Consider the following 25,231-nt stretch of genomic DNA (forward strand, 5'->3'; position numbering starts at 1 on the left):
GGATAGTTGGCTTAGTGGCCCGCGTCGTGCCAGCTGGTGCCGACACCGATCTGGACGTCCAGGGGCACCTTCAGGGTTGCCGCGGATCCCATCTGTTGTGCGACTAGCTGCTCAACCGCTTCCCGCTCCCCGTGTGCGACTTCCAGGACCAGTTCGTCATGCACCTGCAGCAGCATGCGTGACTTGAGGTTCTGGGCGGCCAACTCGGCGGCTACTCCCAGCATGGCGCGTTTGATGATGTCCGCCGCGGAACCCTGGATGGGTGAATTGAGGGCGATGCGTTCCGCCAGTTCGCGGGATTGCCGGTTAGTGCTGGTGAGGTCCGGAAGGTAACGCCGGCGGCCCTCCATGGTAGCCGTGTAGCCGTCGATCCTGGCTTGCTCCACGACTCCGCGCAGGTAGTCCCGCACCGCTCCGAAGCGGTCGAAGTAGTCCTTCATCAGCGTGCGCGCCTCGTCCACCGAGATCTCGAGTTGCTTGGACAGGCCAAAGGACGTCAAGCCGTAGGCGAGGCCGTAGGACATGGCCTTCACCTTGGATCGCATGGCGCTGGTGACCTCAGCCGGTGCGACGTTGAAGATGCGGGCACCCACAAAACGGTGCAGGTCCTCGCCTTCCTGGTAGGCGGCGATGAGTCCAGGGTCCCCGGACAGGTGTGCCATGATGCGCATTTCGATCTGAGAATAGTCCGCGGACAGCAGGCACTCGTAACCGTCGCTGACCACGAAGATGCTGCGTACGCGGCGGCCTTCCTCGCTGCGGACGGGGATGTTCTGCAGGTTCGGGTTGTTGGAAGAGATTCGCCCGGTGGCCGCCACGTTTTGGGCATACGTAGTGTGGATCCTGCCATCCTCGGCGACGGATTTCTTGAGCGTCTCCAGCATCTGGGCGAGCTTGGAGGATTCGCGATGCGCCATGAGCTGGACCAGGAACTCGTGGCCGGTTTTCTCCAGGAGCGCCTTCAGTGATGCGGCATCAGTGGTGTACCCGGACTTGATTTTCTTGGTCTTGGGCAGGCCGAGTTCGTCGAAGAGGACCGTCTGCAGTTGTTTGGGGGATCCAAGGTTGACTTCGTGGCCGATGGCCGCGAACGCCTGCTCCTGTGCGAGGTCGATGACCTTGGCGAGGTCGGCCAGTTGACCGTTGATACCCTCCATGTCCACGGCGATCCCGGCCATTTCCATGTCCGCGAGGACTCGCGAGACGGGCAGCTCCAGCGTTGTGAGTAGCGCAGATGCCTTGCGCTCAGCCAGCTCGCGTTCAAAGTGCTTGCTGAGGGCCAGTACGACGGCGGCCTGGTGGACGTGGGAGGCGGCCGCGGCACCGTCGGCGTCACCGCTGAGGTCCAGTTCAAGCTGTCCGGTGGCTGCCGCAGCTGACTCCACGTGGATCTTCAGATGGTGCTGGGCGAGTTCCGACAGTTCATAGCTGCGGCGGTCCGGCTGGATGAGGTAGCCGGAAATGGAGGTGTCGTCCACTACACCTTCCAGGCCGAGGCCACGGTTCCGCAGAGCCTTGAGGGCGTCCTTGAACCCGTGCATCACCTTCGGAGCCTCAGGGTCCTGGAGCCACCGGGCGAGGACGCCTTCAGCCTGGGCGTCGAGAGCCAGCAGGTCGATCCAGGCTGAGCCCTTCTCCCCCACAACGGCGATTCCGGCGGCATCGTCCCCGATTCGGCCGGGAACCATCTGCACGGTCACAGCCAGGCGGCCTTGTGCACCTGCCTCGAAGACACTGGAGAGTTCAGCGGCCGTGGTGGGAGTGGAATATTCCGGAACGTCGATCGATTCGGGTTCTCCGCCCTTGGTGTCGTCGGCGTAAAGGGCGAACAGCCGGGGACGGAGGGTCCTGAATTCGAGGGTGTCGAAGAGGTCCTCTACTGCTTGGTTGTCCGGCCTGGGCTCTTCGAGGTCGTCCAGCGTCACAGGCAGCTCAAGGTCTGTCAGAAGCCGGTTGAGGCGGCGGTTGCGCTTTACGGATTCAATGTTCTCCCGCAGGGCGGCGCCGGCCTTGCCGCCGATGGAATCCAGGTGCTCCAGGATGCCGTTCAGGCCGTTGTACTGGGCGATCCACTTGGCGGCTGTTTTGGGTCCTACGCCCGGGACGCCCGGCAGGTTGTCGGCGCTCTCCCCCACCAGGGCAGCAAGGTCCGGGTAGCGGGACGGCGGAACGAAGTACTTTTCTTCGACGGCGGCTGCATCCATGCGCGGGATGTTGGACACACCCTGCTTCGGATACAGGACGGAGACATTGTCGTTGATGAGCTGGAATGTGTCGCGGTCGCCCGAGACAAGCAGTACTTCGAAGCCTGCGGCATCGCCCTGTGCGGCCAGAGTGGCAAGGATGTCGTCGGCTTCATGGCCCGGCATGTGGATGGTGCGAATGCCCCAGGCCTTCATGACCTTGTCAATCAGCTCGATCTGTCCCTGGAACTCGGCAGGCGTGGCGTTACGGCCGCTCTTGTATTCGCTGTACTCCGCCTTGCGGAACGTGGTGTCGTCCGACACATCGAAAGCCACGGCGATGTGGGTGGGCTTCTGGTCCCGGATCAAGTTGATCAGCATTGAGGTGAAGCCATGGACGGCGTTGGTGTGCTGGCCGGTGGACGTGGAGAAGTTCTCCGCCGGCAGCGCATAGAAGGCACGGAACGCCATGGAGTGTCCGTCCAGGACCAGCAGGCGGGGCCGCTCACCACCTGGCACGGCTGCCGCAATAGCCGGGGATTCCGACGGCGAAGGGGCGGCTGCGGGGACTGGTGCCTGTACGGTGGCTGTTGCTGCGGGGGCCGGTTTGGTTGTTTCACTCACAGGTGCCAGCCTAGTTGGCATGGTGGACAATTTCACGCCCGGCACCTTCCTGGCCGAACTGCGGGAAGCAGGCGTTCCTGAGGAGCTGCACGGCTGGCTTGCAGACAGTGGCGTGGGTGCGCTGGTGGTTCGAATGGGCATCCGATTCGTGGAGTTGAAAGCGGACCGGGCAGTGGCCACGATGCCAGTAGAAGGAAACACACAGGTGGCGGGGATCCTGCACGGTGGTGCGCACGTTGTGCTGGCCGAAACACTGGGGTCTTTTGCGGCCTCATTGCACGCAGGTCCCGGACGTCACGCGGTGGGCATCGAAGTGAACGCGACACACCACCGCTCGGTGTCATCCGGGATCGTCACCGGCACCTGCTCAGCGATTCACTTAGGCGGCACGCTGGCAACACACGAGGTGGTCATGACGGACGAGCGGGGTAGGCGGCTTTCGACTGCCCGGATCACCAATATGATCCGCCACAACCGCAACTAGGACGGCCCCGCCAAAGCCGCCATCGCCCGAAGGCAGGTCCCTGGCGTCACCGCCGCGGCATCCGGTAATGCAACTCAACCATTGAGCCAGCCACGGTGCGTGAGGAGACCAGCTCAAGTGGCGCCGTCGGGCCTTTGAGCGGCAGCAGCCGCTTTCCGTCCCCCAACAGCACAGGGATCACTGAGACGATGATCTCGTCCAGAAGCCCGGCGTTGGCGAATTGGGCCACAAGGTCTCCACCACCCACCAGCCAGACGTTCTTGCCGCCTGCCGCAGCCTGAAGGTCGTTGGCGTACTCCTCCGCGGGCCCTCGGACGAAAGTGATATCCGCCCCCTCGGGCGCGGTGTACTCACGGTGGGTAAACACCCAGCACGGCGTGTCCGGATAGGGCCAGGCCTTGGGCATGTGGTCGAGCAGCCAGCGGTAGGTGGTGCCGCCCATGGCCACGCTGCCGACGCCGGAGAAAAACGCCTCGTAGGCGGCGCCCACACTTTCGTCGCCGGCACCGGCACCCTCGAACTGCAGGAGCCAGCCTAGGTCGTCATCCGCTGTGGCAATGAAGCCGTCAATGGTGCTGGCCACGTAGTACTGGAAAGCAGGCATTGCCCCAGCGTAGCGATTGGGAGGGTTCACCTAGAAGAGGCATTGCCGTACTCGACGCGGACGCTCGCATCGTCCCGCAGGACCACCACCCTGCCCTGGGCCAACGTCCAGCCGTCGTTGAGCAGGAATATTCGGCCGCCGCTGACCACCAACAAACGCAATCCCGTGTAGCGGTACATCGGCTGGGCGTCGGATCCAAGCGATTCCTCCCGCACATTTGGTGCGGCTACGGCCATGCGGTCCTTGCTGTAAACGACTGCGGTGGGGAGCAAGGAGGAACGCTCCTGGTAGTCGACGGCGGCACCGCGGCCGAGTGCCTGCGCATAGTCCGAGGTTCCCCAGAACAGCAGGAGGGTCACAAGGATAAAAACGAAGGAACGCTCCAGGCCCCTCGGGCCAAGACGGAGCATCCTGTCCTGACTGGCCGTCGCCCGGCGCCGGAGGCTCAGGCCCCAGGCACCCACCACAAGGCCGGCGGCGATGTAATACGGGACATAGAGCAGCACCCTGTCGGGCTGGGATACCACAACGATCCACATAACGGCTGCGAACACGAAGCCCGCGGCCAGGACGACGAAGGCGGCGCGGCGCACGGCCGTTCGATGCGAATCAGCTGCCAGGAGCCGGTCAACCGAACGATCCGCCATGAGGCCAAGGAGACCCAGCACGGCAAGCCACGCCAAGGGCTGGAACAGCGACTGGATGCTGCGCAGGATGAAGTCCTGCACCGTGTATCCGAAAAGGCTGACGTCCAGGCCCATTGCTTTGGCCTGCGCGTCCGTGCGCGCCCAGCCGAAGTACACCAGCAGGGCGGTGGCCACAGTGAGGGGCGGACCGATGACGGACAGGAGGTCGAGGGTCCGCTGCCAGCGCGAGTCCGCCAGCGATTTCTCGTCGGCCGTGACGGGCGCCGTCACGGTGTGCCGGCCGAACTGACGGGGCCGCCTGGCACTCCGGTGCCGCTCGTCGTCGTACTGGAGGGCGGGGTTGCCGTACCGGGCGGAGTTCCGCTGGGCGATCCCGTTGGAGATCCGGGCCCGCTGGGTTGGCCTGGCTCATAGAAGAAGCGGACGGCGCCGGCGGCGTCCAAGGTGTCCTGAATCGAAATGGTGATGGAAGAACGACCCTCCGCCGGGGGTGTCCGGAAGTAGGCGGGCGAGTAGTCACCGTCGCCGAGCCTTTCGACTCCCGATTGCTGGCCGTCGATCAATAGCGCTTCAACGCGTACATAGTAGCCATCCAGTCGGACCAAAGTGCCGCCTGCGGGCGGTCCGGAGGGCCGAGCGAGTCCCGGCACGGGGTTGCGCTGCTCATCGACCACCGTCAGCCCTGTCAGCTTGCGAGGACAGGACACGCCGGCGCCGGGCTCAAGCGGGATGGACTCACCCGGGTGCGCCTGGTGGTAGCGGACCACTCCGCGCACCACGGCGGCGACCGTCTGCTCCAGGCAGCGTTCCGAAGGGACAGGGAGCATGGCTGCCGTTGCCGAATCGGCTTCCCGCCACAAGTCGGGGGTGCCGTTTCGAAGCGCATAGCAGACGGACGTGACCGCACTCCAGACGTCCCGGAAGGTGGTGCCGTCAACGCCGTCGCGCAACTGGTCACAGTCCCGACCCTGCGCGAACAGGTACATCCGCCCCTCCTGGGGGTCGTTAGGTCCGATCGGACCGATAGGCACCCATCGCACCACCGGGGCCGCAACAGGAGGGGGAACATCGGGTCCCGCTGGCCCCGCTGGTACGACGGCGGTGGGTCCGGCAGGCTCCGACGTCGACTGCGGAGGCGGAGCCTGTTGACTGGTCCCCTGGCCGGGGTTTTCAGTGGGCGATCCGGAACGCGTTCCGGATGGCGTGGACGGAGCGCAAGCGGCGAGGGCCACCAGCACCGGCAGCACCATGGCCAGCAAATGTATACGGGAAATGTCCTTCATGGCGGCCCCACGCAATCCCCCGCGCACCCACAACCCATGTGTGCGCACAACTACGGAGCCAATTATTCACCCGATTAGACTTAATATCCAGAGCCTGATCGCTATCCAGAGCTTGATCGCGGGACGGGGCGGGAGTCCGCCGGATCGGGACTACTTGGTGAAATAGGGAACGATCAGGTAGATGCCGAACAGCACGGCAAGCCCGCAGACGCCGAAGCAAGCGTAGGCCAGGCCTCGGGTCAGGCGCGGGGACCGGTCCTGGATGTCTCCGGCGATCGCAGTAAGGCGCACACCCAGCGAATAGAGCCCCACTATGGTCACGGCAGATACGAGGGTGGCGCCAGCCACCAACAGCAGTTCCAGCCACTTCATCGCTGGACATCCTTTCGCTTGGCGGCCTTCGACGACTGCTTCTTTTTCTTGGTGCGGAAGCGGACGGCCTGGCCGGCTTCCTCGACTTCGACGGCGTTGTGATGGCCCACGTGGGACTTGCGGGAGTGCAGGAACATCAGTGTTACAGCAGCTACGCCAAGAATGGCGGCAATCGTCACACCTGCTACGCCGGTGCTGACCAGCCAGGCAGTCAGGGCACCGACAATCGCGGCTGCGGGCAGGGTGAGGACCCAGCCCACGGCAATCCTGCCGGCAGTCCCCCACCGCACGGAGGTGCCTTTCCGGCCGAGGCCGGAGCCAATCACCGAGCCTGAGGCCACTTGCGTCGTGGACAAGGCGAAGCCGAGATGCGAGGAGGCGAGGATTGCCGATGCGGTGCTTGTTTCAGCCGAGAACCCTTGGGCGGGCTTCACTTCAGTCAGCCCTTGGCCCATGGTGCGGATGATCCGCCAGCCGCCGGCGTAGGTGCCGACCGCGATGGCCAGCGCACAGGCGGTGATCACCCAGAACTGCGGTCCGGTACCGGCGGGCTGGGATCCTGCGGCAATGAGGACCAGGGTGATGATGCCCATGGTCTTCTGCGCATCGTTGGTTCCGTGCGCCAGGGCAACCAGGCTGGACGTGAAGACCTGCCCGGTCCGGAATCCGCCGCGCTTTTGGGGCAGTTTGCCGCCGGTTTCCGGATCGTGCCGGGACGTGAGGAGGTAGGCCAGGCGGGTGCACACGTAGGCGACAGCGCCGGCAATGATCGGGGCGAAGATAGCCGGGAGAATGACCTTCTGGAGGACCGTCTCAAAATTGATGGAGTACAGGCCAATTCCTGCGATGGCCGCACCAATCAGGCCGCCAAACAGGGCATGGGACGAACTGGAAGGCAGGCCTTTTAGCCAGGTGAACATGTTCCAGAGGATGGCTCCCATCAAGCCGGCGAAGATAATCTCCGGGGTGATGTGGATTCCCTCGCTCCCCTCGCGTATTAGGCCGCCTGAGATGGTTTTGGCCACCTCCGTAGAGAGGAACGCGCCCACCAAATTCAAGGCGGCTGCGAGCGCCACGGCAGTCCGTGGCCGGATTGCGCCCGTGGCGATCGGTGTGGCCATGGCGTTGGCTGTGTCGTGGAAGCCGTTGGTGAAGTCAAAAAAGAGGGCCAGCGCAATAACCAGCGCGACCATAAAGGTGATATCCACCCGATGCCCAATCTGCAGAGTTGAGGTTCAGCAGTTCCATAATCATCACGTCGCACCGCGAACAGTTCGCTGGATATTCACCTAAATGCACCTGCGTTGTTCAACGGGACGCTCCCGAAACCTTATAGATCGTACGTTGCCTTGGCATCATGGCAAAACGGCATCGAGGAAATTCCTGATGGCTTCAAGGTGGAGGGGTTGGAGGCCTTCGCGGGGGTCCGGAGAGATGCAGAGGACGCTGGGTCCTAAATACCCGGCCCAGGAAAGGGCTTCCGCTTCGTAGGCCAATTGGTCGTCCATCCATACGAAGCGTTCTGTGCCTGAGCCTTCCAGGTCCCGCTGGAGTGCATCCAGCTTCCACCAGTTGTGGCTGCGGTCCCAGCCTTCGCTGATCAGTACGGGCCAGGCCTCGCCGCGGAGCCCGATAGCCGGGCACAAATATTTGGGTGCCAGTTCCTCCCAACTGGTCAGCCAAACGAAGCGGACGCCGGGTTCTTCGGCTAAGGCGTTCAGTTCCGCGACGAGTTCCTTTGCGTAAGCGACTTCCAGCACTCCGGCGTCGGCCAGGTGCCATTTGCTCCCCCAACCCGTGCGGCCGAGTGGCCCGAAGGGGCTTACGACCCCATCGACATCGAGGTACAGCGAGACTGTGGACATCCGCTGGCCTCCTTTGACGTGCAGGGACTGGTCCGGGCGTTCTCAGGCCAGCCTAGGACGGGGAAGTCCCCGGGGGAAACGTTCCCCCGGGGACTTCGCGATCGGTTTCACCTGGTCTGTGGGGCGTTGGCGCGGACTTCGTGCGTTTCCTCCTTGGCGGGAGCGGGCGAGGCTTTGCGCCCTCTTGATCGTTGTGCAATGGCAACTGCCCGCAGGTAAGGGGTGCCGAGAAGCTCGATTGGCGTTGTTGCCGTTTCCCGTGAAAGCAAGGCGGAGATCGCAGCAATCGCCATGCATCCTGCGGCGAAAATGGCAACGGGGACCCAGCCCGCGGCACCGGGTGTCAGCAGGAGTCCTGCAATCATGGGAGCGAAGCCGGCCACCAGCAGTCCTAGTTGGTTACCGAGGGCCATGCCGGAATAGCGTACGGGTGCCGCGAACTGCTCAGCGAAGTATGCGGGCCAGATTCCGTTGAAGCAGGAATAGAAGAGCGTCATGTTCGCGAAGGCGGCCGCGAAGACGAAGACCAGGTTGCCGGTTCCGATGGCCCAGAAGTACACAAAGATGGTGGCGGAGCACCCGACGGCGGCCGTTACCAGGAGCGGCCTGCGTCCGATTCGGTCCGATAGGCTGGCGGTGAACGGCATCACGACCATTGACAGTCCGATGGCGACTGCGTTGACCGTCAGGACTGCCGACTTGTCGAGGCCGGCAGATCCCGTGGCGTAGGCGAGGCCGAACACGGTGAACACGGTCTGCATCACCGACATGATCGACATGCCTGCCACGCGGACGACGTCGGCTGTTTGGAAACGCAGGACATCTTTGACCGGCAGGGGTTTGACCTCCTGCTGTTGCCTGGCCTCTTGGAAGACGGGGGTCTCGTCCAAGTGTGTCCGGACCCAGTAGGCGATGGCCAGGACCGCGATGGAGAGCCAAAAGGGTACGCGCCAACCCCAGGACAGCAGGTCCGCCTTGGGGAGTGACGAAACGGGGATGAACACGATGGTCGCCAGGACCATTCCGGAGGCGTAGCCGGACATCACGAAGCTGGTGAAGAATCCGCGCTTTCCTTCCGGTGAGTGTTCCAGGGTGAGTGTTGAAGCGCCGGCGGATTCGGCTCCTGCCGAGAATCCCTGCAGGAGCCGGCCTACCGTGAGGAGCGCGGGTGCCCAGAGGCCGACTTGGTCGTAGGTCGGCAGGAAGCCAATGCCGAGTGAGGCCAAGCCCATGAGTCCCAAGGTGAACAGCAGCACCTTCTTGCGGCCCAGTTTGTCACCGAAATGGCCCATCACCAGCCCTCCGACGGGCCGGGCAACATAGCCGACGCCGAAGGTCGCAAATGCGGCAACGAGCCCTACGGCCGGATTGTCGCTGGGGAAGAACAGTTGGCCGAACACAAGGGCTGCTGCTGAACCGTAGATGAAGAAGTCGTAGTACTCGAGCGTGCTTCCCAGGAAGGACGCGAGCGCGGCCTTTCCTGGTGTCTTCCGCTGCGGCGCATGATGCGTGGGGGTTGTTTCCATGGCGGATCTCCTTGGACATCTTTGTCCGTGTGGACATGGTTGGGGGCTGGACGTTACAGCTCGAAATCGACGGAGACGATTTCTTCGCTGTTGGGGAGCGAATATTGCTTGAGGGGTTCGTGCAGCGGGTGGGTGTTGTAAACCTCGATATCCGCGAGGCTGGTGAAGTCCGCGACGATGGCGTAGTCGAAGGATCTGGCGCTTGCCACCAAGTCCGGACCGTGGGTTAGTGACAGGAGTCCGGGTATGTTGCCGGCCATTCGGTTCAGTCCCTCGATCCAGGCGGCTTTGTGCTGCTTCGGGAATTCCGGTTTGAACCTGAAAAGGACGGTGTGCCGGATCATGAGCCTGCCTCACCGGATCCGGCGGCCCCGACCTCTGCCAATTCGACGGTTCGCCCGGCGGCGGATTCGAATTCGGGTGACTGGCCTGTGATGGTCCGGCCTGCAAGGTAGCCCATGGTCATGATCGGACCGAGAGTGGCGCCTGCCCCGGGGTAGCCTGCCGCATAGGCGTTTTCTGCGGTGTTGCCGGCGGCGAACAGTCCAGGGATCGGCTGGTTGTCTACGTCGAGCGCTCGCCCGAGCCCGTCGGTGGCTACACCACCGTTGCTGCCGAACGCACCGTTGACCACTTCCATTGCGTAGTACGGTCCGTTCTCCAGGGGACCCAGCGAGGGGTTGGGCCATGGGCCTTCCTCGTCTCCCCAGTACTTGTCATAGGCGCTTTGGCCGCGGCCGAAGTCGGGGTCCTCCCCTTTGACTGCGTACTGGTTGAAGCGCTCAACAGTCGCTTCGAGGTTTTGCGCCGGGACGCCGATCTTCGCTGCAAGCGCACTCAGTGTGGGCGCTTCGATGAGGTAGCCGGGAGTCGGCTGGCCGGCCCGGTGGGCCAGCACTCCGTAACGCTCCAGATAGCCGTGGTCGAAGACGACGTGGGCGGGGGTGTTGAGGGTTTGGTTGTTGGGTGAGTCCCACGACTGGAGACAGCGGGCCAGGTCGTTGTAGTTCTGGGATTCATTGGCGAATCGCAGGCCGTGGCGGTTGACCATGATGGAGCCGGGTCCTTGCCGTTCGAAGCGCAGTAGCGTTCCGACGGGCTGGCCGTCGCGGGTGTCGCCGGTGATGGACATTGGAGCCCACCAGGCTTCGCGGGTGCCGCGTGTTTGTGCTCCGATTCGCTGTGCCATGCGCAGGCCATCGCCCGTGTTGGAAGGTGTGGAGCACATGGCGTAGAGGCGGGAGGCGAGCAGCGAATCGGCGAGCGCCCGGTCCCATTCGAAGCCGCCGGTGGCGAGGATGACGCCGTCGGACGCGGTGAACCGCTCTCCGGTGTCAAGTTCGACGCCGGTGACGCGCCCGTCCTGTGCCAGGAGCCGGTGGCCCCGGGCGTCCACGGCGAGTGTGGCGCCGTCGCGGATGAGGCTTGCGAGGAGCATGGCGACGAGGGCGTGGCCTTTGGCCACGAGGCCGTTGGACTGGCGGCGGACCAGTTCGTCCCACGGGAACTTGGTGAATGCTCCCCAGTCCTCGTATTCCTGCATGGTGAACGGTGCCCGGCCGTCTGAGCGGACGTGGGCGGCGAGTTCTCCGAGTGCATCGTGGATGTTGAACAGTTCGGGTTCGACGGTGCGTCCGCCGTCTACGGCGCCGGGAAGGTCCTGGAGGTAGTCCGGGAAGTTGTTGAGGAAGATGAATCTGAGGCCGCATTCCTGTTCGACATAGCGGAGCATGGTGTCTCCGTGGTCGAGGGCGGCGTTGAGCAGTTCTTCGCGGCCCCTGCCCCGGGCCACGGCACAGACGTAGTCTTTGGCGGCCGGTTTGGAGTCGTTGAGCCCGGCTGCCCGGGCGTGGTGGTTGTCGGCAATCCAGAGCATTCCGCCGGATACGGCGCTGGTGCCGCCGAGGAGCTGTGATTTTTCGAGGACCAGGACTGATCGTCCGGCGCGTGCCGCCGTTGCGGCGGCGGTGAGGGCTCCGGCGCCGGAGCCAACGACGACGACGTCGTACTGGGCTGCGGGGGTTCCGGTGAGGATTTTCACGGTGGTGCCTTTCAAGAATTGTTGGTTGCCGGCGGCGGTTGGCTAGACGGCGGTGTAGCCGCCGTCGATGACGAGTTCGGAGCCGGTGGTGAAGCGGGATTCGTCGGAGGCGAGGTAGAGGACCCCGTAGGCGATTTCGTCGGGTTCGCCTTGGCGCGGGAGCGGGTTTCCGCTGACCAGTTGGCGGTAGTACTCCTCGGGTCCGACGTCGGACTGTTCGGCGGAGCGGCGGCTCATGCGTGTGTTCATGGAGCCGGGATGCACTGAGTTGACGCGGATGCCGTGGACGCCGTAGGAGGCGGCGTCGGATTTGCTGAGGAGTCGGACGGCACCCTTGGTCGCGTGGTAGAGGGGTACATTGCGGCCGCCTGTAAGGCCGTGGATGGAGGAGAAGTTGATGATGCTCCCCCGTCCCTGGCTGATCATGGCGGGCACCACATGTTTGGTCATCAGCCAGACGCCTTTGACGTTGACGTCGAAGATGAGGTCGAAGTCTGTCACGGCGGCGGTGTGGGACATGCCAGCGGGGCCGATGATCCCGGCGGCGTTGACGAGAATGTCCGGTTCGCCGAGTTCCTTGCGGACGCGGGCCACCGTTTGGGCGACACTGTCTTCTGCGGTCACGTCGACGTCGTAGGCGCTTACGTTGGGGTGCTCGACGGCGGGAGGTGCCCCTGGCCGGTCGAGGCTGGCGACGCGGGCGCCCTCTTGGGCGAGGAGCCGGACGGTTGCGCTGCCGAGGTCGCCGCTGCCGCCTGTGACGATGGCTGTTTTTCCGGCGACGCGTCCTGGCTGGTGTTCCACTCTGTACCTTCCTTTGGCCGCGGCGTTGCGGCGTTCTTGGCGCCTGCGGCTCCGCGGGCGCTCTGGGTGGGCCTCCGCGGGCAGCACAACATGGACCCTTTGGCGGGCCTGTTGGTGTCAGGTGGGCTGCCGGTCCGTTCGGCTGCTGCGGATCTCCGCCGGTCACTGTTCCGGGGGTCCGGGTGGTGTGGCGGTAGGGCGTGTTTCCAGATTGTCAGGGCGCTGTGATGGCAGCCACATGATTACCGATGAACGGGAATCTGATCTTTCAGTTGCTTTGGCGGATCATGCCACGGGTGTCTCCGCGCCAGCCGATGGCGCGGGAGATGCCGCGGGCGGCGGTCATGAGGACGGCGACGCGGGCGCCGATATTTTCTTCATTCCGCGGGACTACCACACTGAGTGCAGCAACCACCGTGTTGTCAGGGCCGTAGACAGGCACGGCAATGCCGCTCGATTCGGGCACGATGACCCCGGGCATGGCGGCGAAACCGCGCTGCCGGATAGCGGCGAGGTGGCGGCGCAGTTCACTTGGGTCGGTCAGGGTGGTCTCTGTGAAGCGGGTGAGTGGCTTGGCCAGGATGATGTCCTGGTATGCGGGCGAGGCGAAGGCGAGCAGTACCAGGCCGGAGGACGTGGCGTGGAGAGGCAGCCGCCCAGCCACTTTGGTGATGTTCACGATGGATGATCCGGCCCCGAGGCGTTCGATGTACAGCACTTCATCCGAGTCCAGGATGCCGAGGGTCGTGGAGTGCTGAACGATCGACTGGACATCCTCCATGAACGGCAGGGCGGCTTCGCGGAGGCCGACCATCCGCGAACTGCGTGACACGAGTTCCCACAGCCTGGTTCCGACCCGGACTCCGTCCATTCCGCGTTCCAACAGTCCTTCTGACAGCATTTCGTCGGTGAGACGGTAGGTTGTGGTCACCGGAAGGCCGGAACGGCGGGACAGCTCGGCCACGGTCATGGTCCGGTGGGCGTCGTCAAAGGCGCCGACGATTCGGACGAAACGGCTGATGACCGATTCTCCTGAGGTGGAATTGGCCACGCTGCCCTCCTGCTCGCTGTTTGCCCAGCTTAGCGCCGGAACACCTGCAGCTCCCACGGCCTGAGCGTCAGGGGTTGGGCTCCCGAGCCGAAGTCGGGGTAGTTGCCAATGACCGGTTCGGCGAGCGCCCACGACGCATCCCTGACGTCGACAGTCTGTTGGTTCCCGGAGAAGTTGCCAAGGACCAGGAGTTCTCCCTCCGGCATGGTCCGTTGGAAGGCGTAGATGTGCTCGTCATCCGGGAGGAGCATGGTGAAGGCGCCATGGGACACCAACGGCTCGTTGTGCCTCAGGGCTATGACCTTGCGGTAGAAGCTGTACACGGAGTTGGGGTCGTCCACCTGGGCTGCCGCATTGATTGTATTGGCGTTGGGGTTGACCACGATCCACGGGGCTCCGGTGGTAAAACCGGCGTGCCTGCTGGCGTCCCATTGCACTGGCGTCCGGGCGTTGTCGCGGTTGAGGGGCGCCAAGGCCGCCAGGACTTCGGCGTCAGTGTGCCCAAGGTGCGTTGTTGCTTCCCTGTGGTGGTTGAGGACTTCGATGTCCCGGTAGTCGCTGATGGCGCCAAAGGCCATGTTGGTCATGCCCAGCTCTTCGCCCTGGTACACGTACGGTGTGCCGCGGTGGAGATGGAGTACGCCGGCCAGCATCTTGGCCGATACTTCCCGATACTCCTGGTCGTCCCCAAAGCGGGAAACGGCCCTTGCCTGATCGTGGTTTCCCCAGTAGAGGCTGTTCCAGCCGGTGTCGCCGAGTGCTTCCTGCCAACGTCCCAGGGATCTCTTCAGCTCCACAAGCCTCAGGGGCTTGGGGCGCCACTTGTTGCCCTCCTCCTGGTCCAGGGCTACGTGCTCGAACTGGAAGACCATGTCCACCTCGGAACGGGCGGGGTCGGTAAAGAGAACAGCTTCGTCCACGGTCACGCCGGGCATTTCCCCAACCGTCAGGAATTGCCCTGTGCGGTGGGCAAAGACGCTGCGGCGCATTTCCTGCAGGAATTCATGGATCCGTGGACCGCAGATGTAATGCGGGCTGCCGTCCCCGAAGAGCATCCCCTCGGACACCAGCCCGTCCGGCAACGACGTGTCCTTGGAGATGAAATTGATGACGTCCATGCGGAAGCCGTCCACGCCGCGGTCGAGCCACCAGTTCATCATGGCGTACACAGCTTCACGGACGTGCGGGTTTTCCCAGTTCAGGTCCGGCTGTTTTCGGGAGAAGAGGTGCAGGTAGTATTCACCCGTTTCTGCGTCGTACTCCCATGCCGGTCCGGAGAACGCTGAGCCCCAATTTGTGGGTTCCGCGCCGTCGCGGCCACCCGCCATGCCTTCCCGGGGCGGCCGCCACCAGTACCAGTCGCGCTTGGGATTGCTTTTGGAGGACCGTGATTCCTGGAACCAGGGGTGCTCGTCGGAGGTGTGGTTCACCACCAGGTCCATTACGAGCTTCATTCCGCGCTGGTGCAGTTCCCGAATGAGCTGGTCCAGGTCTTCCAGCGTGCCGAAGATGGGGTCGATGTCCTGGTAGTTGCTGATGTCATAGCCGTTGTCGTCCTGGGGTGAAGCGTAGACAGGAGACAGCCATACGACGTCGACTCCGAGGGTGTGGAGGTAGTCGAGGCGGGCGATGATGCCGCGAAGGTCTCCTATGCCGTCACCGTTCGAGTCTGCGAAGCTACGGGGATAGACCTGGTAGACCACCGCGCTCTTGAACCACTCCGTGTCATGCCTGCCTCCGATGATTCCGGCCTCATTCCTCGCCGTGTCAGCTGCCTCTGTTTCCATCTGTGCGTCCTTCCGGAGGGGTGGCAAAGTCAAGCCTGCCCCGGTGCCTGCCAAACGGCAACCCCTACTGATCCCGGAGATGGAGTGCGGAGGCACGGAACGGTGCCGTCCGGGCATGATGGAGACATGACGATTCCCGAGTCTTCTTTTACCTTTGACGCGGGCGGCGCACCGGTCTCCGCCGTCTATGCGCGCCCCTCAGAACCTTTCGCCACTGTGGTGGTTGCGCACGGAGCCGGCGCCGGCATGGACCATCCCTTCCTATCCGGCTTTACGCGCGCGCTTTTCTCGGAGGGACTGGCTGCCTTGCGCTTCAACTTTCCGTATCGCGAAGCTGGCAGGAAATTCCCGGACCGTCCGCCGGCCGCTATCGTCGCATGGCGCGCTGCGATGGCAGAGGCGCAGGCACGAAGCCAAGGGGAAGCCTTATGGGCGGCAGGCAAGTCTTTCGGGGGCAGGATGGCCTCCATGGCCGTTGCCGATGGGATGTCCGCAGCCGGACTGATCTACCTGGGCTACCCGTTGCACGCCCCGGGGAAGCCGGAAAAGCTCCGCGATGAGCATCTCTACGGACTGACGCTCCCTATGCTGTTCCTGCAAGGGACCAGGGACACGTTCGCAACGCCCCAGCTGCTGGAGGATGTGGCCTCCCGCATTGGGCCATCGGCGGTCATCGAGTGGGTGGACGGTGGGGATCACTCCTTCGCCGTGGCCGGCGCCAAGCGCGAGCAGGCTGAGGTGGGCGCTTCCCTCGCGGGACCCGTAGCCGAGTTCATCCGTAAGCGGCTGGCTTCCTAGGCGCGGCTGTGCGCCAGCCCGCCCATCGTCAGGAGCCCGCAGGCATCACGTTGGGCGGGACGGGATCGTGCCGCAGGTACTCACGCCTGAACCGACCTGTCCCGGCCGTCAGGGCCCGAAGTTCGACGGCGTAGCGTAGCAATTCCATGTCCGGGACTTCGGCGCTGATCTCGGTGCTCTCGCCGCCGGCGGACGTGGTGCCTGTCAGACGGCCCCGGCGGGCCGAAAGATCGCTCATGGCGGCGCCCACATACTCATCCGGAACGCTGATGGTCACGGCCGACACGGGTTCCAGAAGCTGGATTCGGGCAGCTGCAGCAGCCTCCCGCAAGGCGAGCGCTCCCGCTGCCTGAAAGGCGGCGTCGGACGAATCAACGCTGTGAGTTTTTCCGCCTACCAGGGTTACCCGAATGTCCACCACCGGAAAGCCCGCCGATACCCCTTTGAGCATCTGTGCCCGGACGCCCTTTTCAACGGACGTGATGAACGGCCCCGGGATCACACCGCCCACAATGCGGTCGATGAACTCGAATCCGGCGCCGCGTTCCAGCGGCTCAACTTCGATGTCGCAGATGGCATACTGCCCGTGCCCGCCGGACTGCTTCACATAACGGCCGTGGCCGATGGACTGCCCGGCGAACGTCTCCCGAAGGGGCGTCACGACGTCGACCGTATGCAGCTTGACGCCCTGCTCCCGAAGCCGGTCAAGAACGGCATCGGCGTGGCCCTCACCCATGCACCACAGGACCAGCTGGTGGGTTTCTGCGTTCCGTTCCACCCGGAGCGTCGGATCACCTGCCACCACGCGGGCAAGGCTCCGCACCAAGGCATCTTCATCGCTGCGCGTATCCGCTTCCACCGCCACCGGCATCAGTGGTTCCGGCATGTCCCACTTCTCCACCAGGAGCGGGCTGTCCTTGGCGGACACAGTGTCCCCGGTCTCCGCACCGGAAAGCTTGGCGATAGCGCAGATGTCCCCGGCCACAGCCAGCGGAACCGCCCTAAGGGTGGAGCCTAGCGGTGAATAGAGGTGGGTCAGCCGTTCGTCGCTGTCGTGGTCCGGGTGTCCCCGGTCGGCCAGGCCGTGCCCGGAAACATGGATGGCGGAGTCTTCCCGGAGCGTGCCGGAAAAGAGCCGGACCAGGCAGACCCGGCCCAGGAACGGGTCCACGTTGGTGCGCACCACCTCGCCCGCAAGCGGCCCATCCGGATCGCACGTCAGCGGACCCAACGGGTTGCCGTTCAGGTCGGTGACCAGGGGAACGTCGTGTTCGGCGGGCGAGGGAATGGCGCGGGCAATGAAATTAAGCAGTTCGGCGGTGCCAAGCCCTGTGATGGCCGATGTCGCCAGCACCGGGAAAAACGTCCCCCGCGCCACGGCCGTTTCCAAATCGTCAACCAGCACATCCGTGGGGATGTCCTCGCCGCCCAGATACCTCTCCATGAGGGTTTCGTCTTCGCTCTCGGCGATGATCCCTTCGATGAGTTCGGCACGGGCGGACTCGGCGGCTGCCATTTCCTGCTCGCTGGCAGCCCGCACAGCCGGCTTCGAGTCCTCAGCGTAGTCGGAGACCTTCCTTGAGAGCAGGTCCAGGATGCCGGTGGCCTGCCCGTCCGTGTACACAGGCTGCTGGGAGGGTAGGACCGCGTCTCCGAACGCCGCACGGCATTCGGCCAGCACAGCCGCGTAGTCAGCCCGCGGGTGGTCGAGCCTGCTCATCACTACGGCGCGCGGCATGCCCACACGCTCGCATTCGCTCCACAGGGCGATTGTGGCGGCGTCCACGCCGTCCACGGCGGAAACGACGAAAAGCGCGGCATCGGCCCCCCGCAGCCCGGCCCGCAGTTCGCCCACAAAATCCGCATACCCAGGCGTATCCAGCAGGTTCACCTTGATACCGTCCGTCAGCAAGGGGGCAACTGACAAAGCAACCGAACGTTGCTGGTGGACGGCAGTGGGGTCCGAGTCCCCTACCGTGGTCCCTTCGGTAATCGATCCCATGCGGGTGATCACACCCGAGGCAGTCAGCAGGGCTTCCAGCAGCAGGGTCTTTCCCGCGCCCGAATGGCCGACCAATGCCACGTTGCGTATGTCCTCGGGCCGCCCCGCCACAGCTCCGGTTGTGGGGTCAGCATGCCGGGCTTCCGGCCCTCCTTTTGCCTGGCCCTTCACCGTGTTGCCTGAGTTTTTCACCGACATGAGCCCTCCTGGCGTCCCGGCCGTGACCCGACCGTGCTGTTGATATCAGATTCCACACCTTGGGCAGGGGGCACGGCAAGAGCTCAACGGCCTAGCTGAGCAACCTCCACAGCAGAAATGCAGAGTAAGCTGAGCACGCTCCGATGACCACGGCGAAGCCGCCCAGCCACAAAGCTGCCGGAACTCCCGTGGATCGCGAAAGCAGGTAGGCGTCCGATGATGCCAGGCGTCCCCGGTGCCGCACATGGACTGAGGCCACCTTGAACCAGTCGCGCACGCCGCCTACTCCAAGCGCGATACCCAGCACCAGGACCACGTGGCTTACCGTCGCGGCGCTCGCACTCACCACCAGGAGCTGCGCAGTTGCGGCGCTGGCCACTGCCACCAAGATGCCCGTCAAGTTGCGGATGAAAAGCAGGGCGGCCAGCAAAGCCACAGCGCCAATTGACAGGGCAGCCCCTGAACGGCCAATCGACGCCGCCCAGATCAGTGCCGCCCCCACCAGGGCCGGCGTCGGATAGCCCCAAAAACCGGACCACGCCGCGCCAAACCTGCCGCGGCCACTGCTGAGCAGCTGGCCGGAATGGTCCAATCCGATTCGCAGCCCGTGGACAATGCGGCCTGTCATCAATGCCGCAAAAGCATGCCCCAGTTCATGCACAAACGTCACGTAGAGACCAAACCACCGCCACGTTACGCGGGGGACGCTCAGCACCACGGCAGCAGCCACGATGGCCAGGACCACGGGTGCCTCGAAAACGGGCACGTCGTGCCTTGTCACGCCAGCCACGAGCGCCTGCCACCAATCGGCGGCTCCATCAGAGAATGTCATTGCCTCGCTTTCGTTCGGGCAGTCGGAAGGGCTGTCCAAGGGTCTTCCGGCCACGGATGTTTCGGATAGCGGCCACGCATCTCGGCGCGCACGTGCGCGTAAGGGCCGGACCAGAAGGACGCCAGATCGTCGGTCACGGCCAAGGGTCGCCTCGCCGGGGACAATAAATGGAATAGGACCGGCACCCGGTCGCCTGCAAGTCGGGGGGTCTCAGCCCAGCCAAAACATTCTTGCAGCTTGACCGCGACAACTGGCCTGCCGTCGTCGTCCTCTGCGTCCGGATAGGCGATAGGCACACGCGAGCCGCTGGGGACCTCGAGCCATTCCGGCGCCAGCTCCGCCAGCCGCCCTGCTTCCGGCCACGGAAGCAACCGCCGCAACGGCTCTGCCAGATCAATGGCGCTGACCGGCGCACCGCCCGCCAACAACTCCGTCTCCGGGGAGAGCCACTCCTCCAACTTATTGAGTAGTGCGGCCTCGGCGACGTCAGGCCAAGGTTCGCCAACTTCGCGGCGCAGGAATGCCATCCGTCTGCGGAGGCCGTCGGCTGCCTGGGACCAGCCGATCGTGCGCAGCCCCTCGAGGGCGAGGACTCGCCCGACGGCGGCCCGGCCTTCCGCCGGTCCCGGCCTGACGGGTGCGGAGGAAAGAACTATGGCGCCCAGGCGGCGCTCGCGGCGGGCGGTGACACGGCCGCCTGCAAATTGGGCCTCGACGGCGTCGCGAAGTAGATGTCCCGCTGCCGCTTCGGCGTGCATCGCGGTGAGCGGCGCTGCTGAACGGATGGCCGCCCCCGTGGTGGCGGCGTCCCGTCCCCCGCCACGCGCAACTTCAGCGACGGCCAGCCAGTCCTGTCCGGTCAAGGGACTGCCGACCGGCAGGCCCGCCCTGGTCCCCGACGACAGAAGGTAGGTTCCGGTGGCGGCGGCGTCCACCCGACGGGCTACACGGTCCGGAAACGCGAGGGCTATGACAAAGCCAACGGCATCATCGAACCGCATCTGGGCGGATCCCCCTTCTCGGCGCTGTTCTGCGGTGTTCGGAGCGCCGGCGGTCCGGCGGCTGTTTACCCGCCCAGCGATGGCTTCCAGCCTCTTCACTTCTTCGGCCCACGGCCTCGCCGAGGGATGCCGTCCCGCACGAAGGGAGCTAAGCAAACCGGTCAGGTCGGCGCCCATGGCACGGTAGTCACCAGACACGACGGCGACAACTTCTGCCGCTGCTCGGGCACCTGCCGCAGGGGCGCCGTCGAGCAGTGCGCGGGCCAGCCGGGGATCAGCAGGAATGGACGCCAGCGTACGGCCCGTGGGTGTCGCCAGGCCGGCGGAGTCCACTGCCCCTAGTTCCCGAAGCACCTCCACCGCGTCTGCCATTGCGGCCTGCGGCGGTGCGTCCGGCAGGGCCAGTCCTTTTCCTTCCGGCGCGCCCCAGCAGGCCAGCACCAGGGCCGCTGATGTCAGGTCAGCCGATGCGATCTCCGGCGCCCGGTGCGCCGGGGCGGCAGCGTACGCTGCTTGTGCGTAGCAGCGGACCACTCGTCCCGGGCCCAGCCGGGCGGCACGTCCGGCGCGCTGTTCTGCCGAAGCCTGTGAGCAGGAAACGGTGACCAGGCCTGACATGCCGCGGCCGCTGTCCCGACGCGGTTCGCGGGACAGCCCGGCATCGATCACCAGCCGGACACCCGGAACCGTGAGGGACGATTCAGCCAGGTCGGTGGACACAATGATGCGCGGCAACCCAGCCGGCTCCCGCCCAGCCACGGCGCGATCCTGCTCGCGAGGTCCAATCTGACCGTGCAGCTCGAGTATCGCGGTGCCGGATCCCAGCCGGGAACGCAGCCGTGCTGCCACCTCGGAAACTTCCCGCGCACCGGGAACAAAAACCAAGGCGTCAACGTCCGGTTCCCGCGCCGTCCACTGGGTATGTTCCGCAGCCGCCGTAACTGCAACGTGGTCAAGAAATTCGCGCGTGACCCCGTTTATGCCCAGCCTGGGGGCGGGGGCGGGGGTCCAGACAACATTCAGGGAATGCAGCGCCGGCGGGCAGTCGACGATCGGCGCCGGCTGCCCCTTGTCTCCGAGGACTGCGGCGAAGCGGGGAGAATCCAGCGTGGCCGACATCGCAACGAGCAGAAGGTCTTCCCGAAGCTGGCGCACCTCGGTGAGCATGCCGAGCAGGAGGTCGGTCTCCAGTCCGCGCTCATGCACCTCATCGAGGATGACACCATCCACCTTCTCCAAACCCGGGTCGGCAAGGAGGCGGCGAATGAGGATGCCTGGTGTGACGAACTCGATCAGCGTTCCCGGACCCGCCATGTGTTCGCCGCGGACCGTGAAGCCCACGCGTTCCCCCAGCCTGCTTCCGTCCAGTGCGGCAAGGCGCCGTGCCGCGGAGCGGGCTGCGACGCGGCGTGGTTGTGTAACCACAATGCGTGGCCCGGTGGCGGACAATGCTCCCGGGCCTGCAGCGCTCGCCAGCCCCGCCATATTGGCGAGAAGGGGCGGAACCAGGGTGGTCTTGCCCGTACCAGGCGGCGCCTGCACCACCGCGCTCCCGGCGATGGTCGCTCCGCTGAGTGCTTCCTTCAGTTCGGGCAGGAAGTCGGTGAAGGCGAGTCCCGTTCCAATCTCTTGAAGGTCGAAAGGCCGCCAATGGCCCGTGTGCTGCGGCGAAGCGGGGAAAGTCACGAATCCATTCTGCCCACACGGTCCGTGTCATCCCGAAACAGGGCGGAGCATAATGGGTTTTCAAACGCAAAACCGTCAGCGTTGACGAGGAGTCCCGTGACGACTTTTCCACGCGTCACCGTGGAGGTGCCGCTTCTCCGGCTGGGATCCGGGGCCTCCGATTACGTCAAGCTGGGCAGCTATGTCTACGGGTTGCGTAACCCTAAAGGACTGCACATGACCTTGCTCCACGTTGGCATCCTCAACGAATTTGCCCGAGACGTTTCGGAGTGGACCAACGGCATCACTGACGCTGAAACGGCAACCCGCAAAACGGTTGAATGGCTGCACGCCCTGCCTATTCTCCAAGGCTTTTCCGGACGCAGCGACAAGTTAATTGGCCTGGCTGACGGGCGCGTGTCAGGACTTGAAGTGGAAGTACCGCGGCAGGTGCATGAGTTTCAGGTCAATCTTGTGGAGGCGCTCCACCAATTGCTCGATGAGCTCCTGGTGGACAACATCGACGATTTCATCCTCAGCTCCCCCGCACTGGGTTACAGGTATCCCCGATGGACGCCACACGTTGCTGTCGGGCGACCTCCGCACAGGAGCCACGAAACATGGGACATAGAGCCACTAGCCCTGGAGTTCGGCCCGTCGCAGATCAGGAACGGGCGCTTCTTGCCCTCCCCGTGAACCGAGCGTATCCGGTATCGGCTGGAAGCCTGGACAGGGCTGCGAATCCAATTGATTTTGGGGCCGCGTGAGATAAATTTTCAGTTGAATCATGGTGGCTGGGGCCGCGCTAGGCAAAGGAGTCAAGCCATGGCAATTTCCGACTTTGAGCGCTATCCACTGATGTTCGGCCCAAGTCCAATACACCCACTCACGCGGCTCAGCCAGCACCTAGGCGGTGCCAGCATCTGGGCAAAGCGGGAGGACGTGAACAGCGGCCTGGCCTACGGCGGCAACAAAATCAGGAAGCTGGAGTACTTGGTGCCGGACGCTATTGCGCAAGGCGCCGACACACTCGTTTCGATCGGTGGGTATCAGTCCAATCACACCCGGCAAGTGGCCGCGGTTGCCGCGAAGATCGGCATGAAATGCGTGCTGGTCCAGGAGAAATGGGTCGATTGGCCAGATCCGCTCTATGACCGTGTGGGCAACATCATGCTTTCGCGGATTATGGGCGCCGAAGTTCGCCTCGATCCTGCGGGCTTTGGAATCGGATTCAAATCCAGCTGGGAACATGCCCTTGACGATGTGAGGAATTCAGGCGGAGTGCCATACCCGATTCCCGCGGGAGCTTCCGATCATCGCCTCGGTGGGCTCGGCTTCGCCAATTGGGCCACGGAGGTCGCGGAACAGGAGAAAGCGCTAGGGATCTTCTTCGACACGATTGTGGTTTGCAGCGTCACGGGGTCTACCCAGGCCGGGATGATCGCAGGTTTCGCCGGGCAGGATCGCCCACGCCGGGTTGTTGGCATCGACGCTTCGGCGAAAATCGACGAGACGCGTGAGCAGGTTGCGCGAATCGCCCGTAACACCGCCAAGCTGATCGGCCTGGAGCGGGACCTGCGCGATGACGAAATCACCGTCCTGGAGGGATGGGCGGGAGACTTCTACGGCATTCCCGTCGATTCCACGCTGAACGCCATCCGGCTCACAGGCAGGCTCGAAGGATTGATCATCGATACCGTGTATGAGGGCAAGTCAATGGCTGGGCTGATTGACCTCGTGTCCAGCGGGGACATTCCCAAAGACTCCAACGTTCTGTTCGCCCACCTTGGCGGCCAACCGGCATTGAACGCCTATTCGGCACTCTTCCAGGAATAAAGGCAGTTCAGGGAATAAGCTGGGCCCTGGGAGCGCTAACCGGCCTCTGCGCCCTGGTGAACGGGAAGGTACAGAACAAACCAGTCGCGGGCCAGAACAGCGGCTTTCTCCAGGGTGCCTGACTCTTCGAACAGATGGGTGGCACCATCAACAATGTCCAGCTGCCTTGTACATGTCAGGAGGGCCTTCGCCTGTCGGTTGAGCTCCAGTACCTTGTGGTCCTCGCCCCCAACGATCAGCAGTGTCGGGGCCCGGACCAGGGCCAGCTTTGCGCCGGCAAGGTCGGGGCGGCCTCCGCGGGATACCACTGCACGGATTTGGTTTCCCCGTTCCGCCGCAGCCCACAAAGCCGCGCCTGCTCCCGTGCTCGCCCCAAAGTACCCGATCCTGCCCGAAGTCGTGCCCCGTTGGTTCGCCAACCAATCAGTTGCTGCTCCAAGCCGGCGCGCCAGTAGCTCAATGTCAAAAACATTGGCTCGATTGAGTTCCTCCCCCGGACTCAGCAGATCCAGAAGGAGCGTTCCCAGGCCCGCCTTGCCCAGGATCGAGGCCACAAATTGGTTTCGCGGACTGTGCCGGCTGCTGCCGCTTCCATGCGCGAAGACAACAACCCCGGCATCCGGTCCCGGGACCTGCAGGTGTCCCTGAAGCCAAACGCCCTGTGCAGGAATCCGCACATCCTCGTCAACGGAAGACTCATCCGATCCGGGCGGATCAGCGGCGTTGGCCCAGGCAAGATGCCGGTTCGCAGCGGCGTCCAGCAGTCGCACCACTTCGTCGTCATCCACCTGCGAAAAGTCCCGGTAGTGGTAGCCGATCGCCTGGAGTTTGCGCGGCGCGGACACGTACACCACCTCGTCCGGTTCCGTGAGTGTGGCAAGGGCATCCGCCGAAACCACCGGAGCGGCAAGGATTACTTTCCCGGCGCCCGAGTTTCGGGCAACGCTGCACGCGACCCTTGCAGTTGACCCGGTGGCTATGCCGTCGTCGACCACCACAGCGGTGCGCCCCCGCAGGTCTATGCGGGGCCGATGTGCCCGGAACCGGGCCACGCGGTCATTCAGGACCGCCTGCTCTTCGTGTTGAACCGCCCTCAAATCCGCGTCCTCGACCCTCGTGATGGAGAGCACGCGCTGGTCGAACTCACACGTACCGTCCTCCCCTATGGCGCCCATCGCCAGTTCGGGCTGGAACGGGACCCCCAACTTGCGCACGACAATCACGTCCAGCGGAGCGTTGAGCGCAGCGGCTACCTCAACCGCCACCGGAACGCCCCCGCGGGGCAGTCCCAAAACCACTACATCCTGGCCGCGCAGATAGGCAAGCCGACTTCCCAGCTGCCGACCGGCGTCGGCCCTGTCCTCAAAATTCCCCATGATGCGCCGTCCCCGTAGGGACCCTCCCCTCTGCGCTGCGGCCGCCGCCCATCTGGATCTTGTCCAGCACGCCAGGGAAGGCGCTAAGCGACCTCCTATTTCCACTATCCCCCACCACGCGTCCCCAATCGAGGCCTTCGCCCCCGGAAACAGAAGTAACGCAAAGTTCGACGGCGGAGCTCCCCTTGGCGGCGAAAGGCGCCATGGCTATGGCTGGCAGGGCAGCACGAAGAGTTCCATGCTGAAACTAGC

At 64.3% G+C, this 25,231-nt stretch carries 21 protein-coding genes; 4 read left to right on the forward strand and 17 right to left on the reverse strand.

Annotation, left to right across the window (positions count from 1 at the left end; genetic code table 11):
- Positions 1-11: 11 nt before the first annotated feature.
- Positions 12-2,654, reverse strand: a complete 2,643-nt coding sequence (gene polA / locus LD110_RS01825) for a DNA polymerase I (RefSeq protein ID WP_263854886.1) — start codon at positions 2,652-2,654, stop codon at positions 12-14.
- A 172-nt stretch (positions 2,655-2,826) separates the two neighbouring features.
- On the opposite strand from polA, the gene LD110_RS01830 reads away from it, so the two are divergent.
- A complete protein-coding gene (locus LD110_RS01830) occupies positions 2,827-3,291 on the forward strand; it encodes a hotdog fold thioesterase (RefSeq protein WP_225495945.1) in 465 nt (154 codons plus the stop codon).
- Positions 3,292-3,337: 46 nt separating this feature from the next.
- Here the strand turns inward: LD110_RS01830 and LD110_RS01835 are convergent, their stop codons facing one another.
- The 12 genes from LD110_RS01835 to LD110_RS01890 form a co-directional block, all read right to left on the reverse strand.
- Positions 3,338-3,895, reverse strand: a complete 558-nt coding sequence (locus LD110_RS01835; RefSeq protein ID WP_225495946.1) for a dihydrofolate reductase family protein — start codon at positions 3,893-3,895, stop codon at positions 3,338-3,340.
- 26 nt (positions 3,896-3,921) lie between these two features.
- Positions 3,922-4,812 carry a hypothetical protein gene (locus LD110_RS01840; RefSeq protein WP_225495947.1) on the reverse strand — a complete coding sequence of 297 codons (891 nt, stop codon included), beginning with the start codon at positions 4,810-4,812 and terminating at the stop codon, positions 3,922-3,924.
- Positions 4,809-5,825, reverse strand: a complete 1,017-nt coding sequence (locus LD110_RS01845; RefSeq protein ID WP_225495948.1) for a hypothetical protein — start codon at positions 5,823-5,825, stop codon at positions 4,809-4,811. The genes LD110_RS01840 and LD110_RS01845 overlap by 4 nt, the downstream gene beginning before the upstream one ends.
- A 150-nt stretch (positions 5,826-5,975) precedes the next feature.
- The gene (locus LD110_RS01850) at positions 5,976-6,197 is read right to left on the reverse strand and encodes a hypothetical protein (protein WP_225495949.1); all 222 of its coding nucleotides are present in this window, start codon (positions 6,195-6,197) and stop codon (positions 5,976-5,978) included.
- Positions 6,194-7,405, reverse strand: a complete 1,212-nt coding sequence (locus tag LD110_RS01855) for an anion permease (protein ID WP_308012392.1) — start codon at positions 7,403-7,405, stop codon at positions 6,194-6,196. The genes LD110_RS01850 and LD110_RS01855 overlap by 4 nt, the downstream gene beginning before the upstream one ends.
- Positions 7,406-7,552: 147 nt before the next feature.
- A complete protein-coding gene (locus LD110_RS01860) occupies positions 7,553-8,062 on the reverse strand; it encodes an HAD domain-containing protein (protein ID WP_225495950.1) in 510 nt (169 codons plus the stop codon).
- Positions 8,063-8,169: 107 nt separating this feature from the next.
- Positions 8,170-9,588, reverse strand: a complete 1,419-nt coding sequence (locus LD110_RS01865) for an MFS transporter (protein ID WP_225495951.1) — start codon at positions 9,586-9,588, stop codon at positions 8,170-8,172.
- Between the two features lie 53 nt (positions 9,589-9,641).
- On the reverse strand, positions 9,642-9,932 hold the full coding sequence (locus LD110_RS01870; RefSeq protein ID WP_225495952.1) for a Dabb family protein: 291 nt from the start codon (positions 9,930-9,932) through the stop codon (positions 9,642-9,644).
- Positions 9,929-11,629 carry an FAD-dependent oxidoreductase gene (locus tag LD110_RS01875; protein WP_225495954.1) on the reverse strand — a complete coding sequence of 567 codons (1,701 nt, stop codon included), beginning with the start codon at positions 11,627-11,629 and terminating at the stop codon, positions 9,929-9,931. Before LD110_RS01875 ends, LD110_RS01870 begins: the two co-directional genes overlap by 4 nt.
- A gap of 42 nt (positions 11,630-11,671) precedes the next feature.
- Positions 11,672-12,433, reverse strand: coding sequence for an SDR family NAD(P)-dependent oxidoreductase (locus tag LD110_RS01880; RefSeq protein ID WP_225495956.1), 762 nt, complete (start codon positions 12,431-12,433; stop codon positions 11,672-11,674).
- A gap of 268 nt (positions 12,434-12,701) precedes the next feature.
- Positions 12,702-13,484 carry an IclR family transcriptional regulator gene (locus LD110_RS01885; RefSeq protein ID WP_225495958.1) on the reverse strand — a complete coding sequence of 261 codons (783 nt, stop codon included), beginning with the start codon at positions 13,482-13,484 and terminating at the stop codon, positions 12,702-12,704.
- A gap of 29 nt (positions 13,485-13,513) precedes the next feature.
- On the reverse strand, positions 13,514-15,271 hold the full coding sequence (locus tag LD110_RS01890; RefSeq protein WP_225495960.1) for an alpha-glucosidase: 1,758 nt from the start codon (positions 15,269-15,271) through the stop codon (positions 13,514-13,516).
- A 126-nt stretch (positions 15,272-15,397) separates the two neighbouring features.
- Here LD110_RS01890 and LD110_RS01895 point away from each other — a divergent pair, with 126 nt between their 5' ends.
- Positions 15,398-16,069 carry an alpha/beta family hydrolase gene (locus LD110_RS01895; RefSeq protein ID WP_225495962.1) on the forward strand — a complete coding sequence of 224 codons (672 nt, stop codon included), beginning with the start codon at positions 15,398-15,400 and terminating at the stop codon, positions 16,067-16,069.
- Between the two features lie 28 nt (positions 16,070-16,097).
- On the opposite strand, the gene LD110_RS01900 is transcribed toward LD110_RS01895, so the two are convergent.
- From LD110_RS01900 to hrpB, 3 genes are all read right to left on the reverse strand, one after another.
- Entirely contained in the window at positions 16,098-18,269 is a 2,172-nt protein-coding gene (locus LD110_RS01900) for an elongation factor G-like protein EF-G2 (protein ID WP_225495963.1), read from the reverse strand.
- Between the two features lie 91 nt (positions 18,270-18,360).
- The gene (locus tag LD110_RS01905) at positions 18,361-19,101 is read right to left on the reverse strand and encodes a M50 family metallopeptidase (RefSeq protein WP_225495964.1); all 741 of its coding nucleotides are present in this window, start codon (positions 19,099-19,101) and stop codon (positions 18,361-18,363) included.
- The gene (hrpB, locus tag LD110_RS01910; RefSeq protein ID WP_225495965.1) at positions 19,098-21,788 is read right to left on the reverse strand and encodes an ATP-dependent helicase HrpB; all 2,691 of its coding nucleotides are present in this window, start codon (positions 21,786-21,788) and stop codon (positions 19,098-19,100) included. The genes LD110_RS01905 and hrpB overlap by 4 nt, the downstream gene beginning before the upstream one ends.
- A gap of 96 nt (positions 21,789-21,884) precedes the next feature.
- Here hrpB and LD110_RS01915 point away from each other — a divergent pair, with 96 nt between their 5' ends.
- Positions 21,885-22,463, forward strand: a complete 579-nt coding sequence (locus LD110_RS01915) for a hypothetical protein (RefSeq protein WP_225495966.1) — start codon at positions 21,885-21,887, stop codon at positions 22,461-22,463.
- A gap of 129 nt (positions 22,464-22,592) precedes the next feature.
- Positions 22,593-23,603 carry a 1-aminocyclopropane-1-carboxylate deaminase gene (locus LD110_RS01920; protein WP_225495967.1) on the forward strand — a complete coding sequence of 337 codons (1,011 nt, stop codon included), beginning with the start codon at positions 22,593-22,595 and terminating at the stop codon, positions 23,601-23,603.
- A 35-nt stretch (positions 23,604-23,638) separates the two neighbouring features.
- Here the strand turns inward: LD110_RS01920 and LD110_RS01925 are convergent, their stop codons facing one another.
- Complete coding sequence (locus LD110_RS01925) at positions 23,639-24,979, reverse strand: phosphoribosyltransferase family protein (RefSeq protein ID WP_225495968.1); 1,341 nt, start codon at positions 24,977-24,979, stop codon at positions 23,639-23,641.
- Positions 24,980-25,231: the final 252 nt, after the last annotated feature.

The organism is Arthrobacter sp. M4 (assembly GCF_020251205.1).
GTDB lineage: Bacteria > Actinomycetota > Actinomycetes > Actinomycetales > Micrococcaceae > Arthrobacter.